The following is a 4435-nucleotide window of genomic DNA, read 5'->3' as shown; positions in this document are numbered from 1 at the left end:
TCGGCTCCGTAACCGCCGTACTCCGCCGGGATCGTGCGGGCTGTGTACCCTTGCTCGATCAGCAGTTTTTGCCATTGGACAGCTTTGGATGAGGGGCGGGCCGCCCGAGCCGCATACGGTGGCGCAAGATGGCCATGCGCTTCGATGAAATCGCGCACCTGTTTGCGGAACGCGTCGTATTCGGGTCCGTAATCGAGATCCATGTCGCTTCTATTCTTTGCGGGGACGGAAAACTGGCAGGCGGAAGTCGTCCCCGATCGGTTCGAATTTCAATTCCAGGGGAAGGTCGAGCTTGAGGCTGTCGCGGTCACATTCGATCAGGCGAGTGGCCATGCGTACGCCCTCTTCCAGTTCAACCACCGCAGCCACGAAGGGGATGTCGGCGGCAAACGCCGGGTGCAGGGCCTGGTGGGTGACGGTCCAGGAAAAAAGCGTACCCTTCCCGCTGCTGCGCTCCCACGAAAATTCCGGTGAGCCACACTTTGCGCACATATAGCGCGGCAGGTGGCGGAAGGTGCCGCAATCGCCGCAACACTGGAAATAGAGATGGCCGTCCTGACACCGATTCCAGAATTCCTGCTCGATCGGGTCCTGCGGGCGCGGTTTCGGCTTGGGCGGCGCCTTCTGCGCAGAGAGGCGCATTTTCGGTGGCAGTTCGTTCTCGTCGCTCACGCAAACCTCCTGAGGATAGCGATGCTCCCGTCGCCTAGGTCGCCCCAGCCGGTTACGAGGCCGGTCTGGGCACCCACGACCTGGCGCTCGCCGCAATCGTGGCGCAGCTGGCGCACGGCCTCCACAACATGGTTGAGGCCCCAGACGTGCGCTTCGCTGAGCAAGCCGCCATGGGTGTTGATCGGAAAGCGTCCACCCAGCTCGATCTGGCCACTGGCGACGAACTCGGTCTGACCGCCGGGCTCGCAGTAGCCGAGTGCCTCAAGTTGCAGCAGCACGATATAAGTGAAGCAGTCGTAGATCTGTAGAAAATCCATATCCTCGCGGGTGACACCTGCCATCTCGAATGCGCGCGGGGCTGCATAGCTGAGGCCGATCTTGAAGGGGTCGGGACGCGAAGGGATGTCGTCGGCGGGATAGGGGTGACCTTCAGCAGCGCCGGCGATGCTCACCGGCACATGCGGCATGTCCTTGGCTCGCTCCATGCGCGAGACGACGACCGCACAGGCGCCATCGGTTTCCAGGCAGCAATCGTAGAGCCGGAAAGGCTCGGATATCCAGCGCGCCGAGTGATATGTCTCGACGTCGAGTTTACGTCCATAGTTGAAGGCTCTCGGATTCAACTGCGCGTGACGGTTACAGGCGAGTGCGACAGCGGCCATCGCGTCCGGTCCGACACCGTGGAGCTTGGAATGACGCATGGCGAGCCAAGCATACATCTGCACCGGCAGGAACACGCCATAGGGCATATAATAGCCCCGGATTGTGTTGGTCAGCGTATTCATGTTCATGGGTCGGGTCGTCGGCGCGCCCGGCTTCGCCCGCAGGGCAGAATATCCGTTCCAACCAAGCGTTACCAGAACATGGTCGCATAGCCCGCTGGCAATCGCCATGGCCGCGTTCTGCAGAGCCGTTATAGGGCTCGCACCGCCCATGTGCACCGTCGCCGCAAAACGCAGCACGTCGATGCCAAGATTGGCGGCCATTTCCTCCGACGTCGTGTAGATCGGCGGAGGCACCATGCCGTCTATGTCGGACGGTTTTAGCCCGGCATCTGCAATCGCCCGGCGCGAGGCATCGAGCATCATGTCGACCGCCGTCCGTTCGGTCCCCTTGACGAACTCTGTCTCGCCGACGCCGGTGATCGCGGACCTGTCACTGAAATTGAAGGTGGATGAGGCACTCATGCGTGAAGCTTGCTCCGCCGGCTGGCCTGGAAATCTCGCTCAAACGAGCGGGACAGGTCCTGAGCCCCAAGATAGCAAACGGGTGGTTTCAGGTTCAAACGCCAGCGTACCTCCTCAAGTGGCGTATCGATATGCGCCTCCCAATAGAAGGTTGTCAGGTCGGCGGCATTCCTACCCCGTCGCCACGCTTCGAACGCGGCACGCGAGACCGGCAAACGGGCGCATTCGGCCAGCATCTTCGGAATTCCGATCGCAACGATGAAGGCGATTCCGTGATTGAAGAATTGTGCGTTGCAGAACGAGAGCACGCACAATTCGCCCAGCGCATCTCGTCCATATCCGGTCACGACATGGAACAGGTCGTGCGAATCGCGCAGGCGCTTCCGGTAGCGTGCGACTTCCGGATCGTTGAAGTCGGTTATCCCTCCCGCTTCGCTGGCATCCACCAACCCCTCGGCGGTCAACCCCTCTCCATAAACGAAATCAAGATAGGCCCGGCCCAGCGTTCCCGGTTCGCATCTTTTCAAGCGATCACGATCACACAAGGTGCCGAGTAAGTCCGCGCGTTCCAGGAGGATACGCTTCCCGGCGGAAGAGGCAGCGAACCGTCGAAAATTGCGATAATAGGAATTGCCCGACAGCGCCTTGACGATACGGAAGACCTGCGCAGTGTCTTCCTTGTCCCGGGTAAGTCGGCGCATGGCCGCAATAGCTTCGCCCGGGCGAATAGGTAGGCGTAGTTCATGCCCCTTCGGTTGGTTCAGCGCGTTGCTCATGTCATGTCCACCTTTACCACAATTCAGCAGTAAGACTTCGCGAGGGCGAGTGCGAATTCCGCATCTTCGACAATTTCGCGCATCACGTCGGCTGCGGGCCGGATCGAATGGATAAGGCCGATCCCCTGGCCCGCGAAACCCGGGATCACGTCCTTGCGCTCCGCCTTGACGCCCGACGCCATGACGGGCCCCGAGATCATCGACTGATAGGGCATAGGCAATGGATCCTTGCCTGCCTCGATCCATGCATCGGCCCATTTGTTGCGGATCATTCGCGCAGGTTTACCGGTGATCGAGCGGCTGACGACCGTATCGGCGTCGCCGCTTTCGATGATCGCTTCTTTCTGGAATCGTTCGATGCCCGCCTCCTCGGTCGCGAGGAACGCCGTCCCGATCCACGCGCCCTCGGCACCCAACATCAGCGCGGCGGCAACACCCCGGCCGTCGGAAATGCCGCCGGCACCAATCACTGGAACGCGGTCGCCCACCGCGTCAACCACTTGGGGAATCAGCGAAATCGTGCCGACTGGCGAGTTGTGGCCGCCCCCGTCGTGCCCCTGCGCCACGATCATGTCGACGCCGGTTTCGACCACCTGCCGGGCGTGCTTGACCTTGCCGATGACAGCCATGACTTTGGTGCCGTTGGCATGCAGGCGGTCCATCCAAGGACCGGGATTGCCGAGGCCGGCAGCATAGACGGGTACCTTTTCCTCGATCACGACTTCCATCTGCGCTTCGAAGAACTCCTTCGTGAAAAGCTGCGGACTTGCCTTGCCCATCTTCGGCACGCCCGCCGCTCGCATGGCCGATTCGACATCCACTTCGGGCAGATGTTCGCGCCGTATGAAGTCGCGGGTGAATTCCTGGTATTCGCCAAGTAGTGCCGTGGGATTTTCGGACGAACCCCCGACCTGCGGGGCCGAGCCGCGTCTGACGGATGCGGGAAGAAGGGTATCGACGCCAAATGGTTTGTCGGTCATCTCGCGTGTCTGGCGGATCCAGCTGCGCAATTGGTCTGGCGAGCATGCCGCAGCCCCCAGAACGCCAAGCCCTCCGGCATTCGACACCGCAGCAGCAAGCGCGGGAACGCTCGCCCCGCCCATTCCGGCCAGTAGGATGGGGTGTTCGATCCCGAGAATTTCACAAATGCGGCTTTTGAGCGCCATCGCCTTACATCCTCCATTCCGCGACCTTGACGGACGCAAGTTTTCTAAATCTGTCCCCACTTGACCTTCTGGGAAACAAGCTCGGGACTTCGTCCAGCCAGATAAGACGCGGAACCCGACACAAGCTTGGCCATGGCCTGCCGCGCCGCTTGAGCATCCCCTGTGCGCACGGCCTCCAGAACACGGCGCAGGAATCGCAACTGGACCGCCCGCTCTTGCGCCGAATACCCGAGCGAGCGCGAGAATTCGCGGGTCAGCAAATGCATAGAGGAAGTCAGAAGGCCGAAGAGCGGATTGCCGCTGGCCCAACCGAGTAGGTCGTGAAAACGGCGGTTCAGTTCCTCGAACTGGCTTCCTGCCTCATTGCGCTCAAGCTCTTTGAGGCAATCGGCGAGTGCGCTGAGGTCGCCCGTGGTCGCGCGCTGGGCAGCATAGGCTGCGACATCCGGCGCTATGGCTTCGCGCAGTTCGAGCAGGCCCCTGAGGTCTGCTTCCATGAAATGCAAGATGAGAGAAAGACTATTCGCAAAATCGCCGGTCTGGGGGCGTGCGACCACCGGGCCGCCACTACGGCCCAGTTGAAGATGGATTACGCCCTGAAGCTCAAGGAAGCGGAGCGCTTCACGCAAGGTTG

Annotated in this window: 6 protein-coding genes; all 6 read right to left on the bottom strand. The window is 61.2% G+C overall.

The window, feature by feature from the left end; translation table 11 throughout:
* A partial coding sequence (locus KBT70_RS00030; RefSeq protein WP_296627279.1) for an acyl-CoA dehydrogenase family protein occupies nucleotides 1-203 on the bottom strand: 203 nt, incomplete at its 3' end.
* A 7-nt stretch (nucleotides 204-210) separates the two neighbouring features.
* Nucleotides 211-672 carry an OB-fold domain-containing protein gene (locus KBT70_RS00025; RefSeq protein WP_081812282.1) on the bottom strand — a complete coding sequence of 154 codons (462 nt, stop codon included), beginning with the start codon at nucleotides 670-672 and terminating at the stop codon, nucleotides 211-213.
* Nucleotides 669-1859, bottom strand: a complete 1191-nt coding sequence (locus tag KBT70_RS00020; RefSeq protein ID WP_034742449.1) for a transporter — start codon at nucleotides 1857-1859, stop codon at nucleotides 669-671. Before KBT70_RS00020 ends, KBT70_RS00025 begins: the two co-directional genes overlap by 4 nt.
* Nucleotides 1856-2635 (bottom strand): Coq4 family protein, encoded by a 780-nt coding sequence (locus KBT70_RS00015; RefSeq protein ID WP_296627269.1) that lies wholly within the window; start codon nucleotides 2633-2635, stop codon nucleotides 1856-1858. The genes KBT70_RS00020 and KBT70_RS00015 overlap by 4 nt, the downstream gene beginning before the upstream one ends.
* Before the next feature lie 23 nt (nucleotides 2636-2658).
* On the bottom strand, nucleotides 2659-3801 hold the full coding sequence (locus KBT70_RS00010; protein WP_296627267.1) for a nitronate monooxygenase: 1143 nt from the start codon (nucleotides 3799-3801) through the stop codon (nucleotides 2659-2661).
* Between the two features lie 44 nt (nucleotides 3802-3845).
* Nucleotides 3846-4435, bottom strand: a 590-nt coding sequence (locus tag KBT70_RS00005; RefSeq protein WP_296627266.1) for an FCD domain-containing protein, incomplete at its 5' end; no start/stop codon positions are given.

The sequence above is a fragment of the Roseovarius sp. genome, from assembly GCF_018066915.1.
GTDB lineage: Bacteria > Pseudomonadota > Alphaproteobacteria > Rhodobacterales > Rhodobacteraceae > Roseovarius.
Note: the sequence above shows the minus strand (reverse complement) of the source record. Positions and strands in the feature narration are given on the sequence as shown.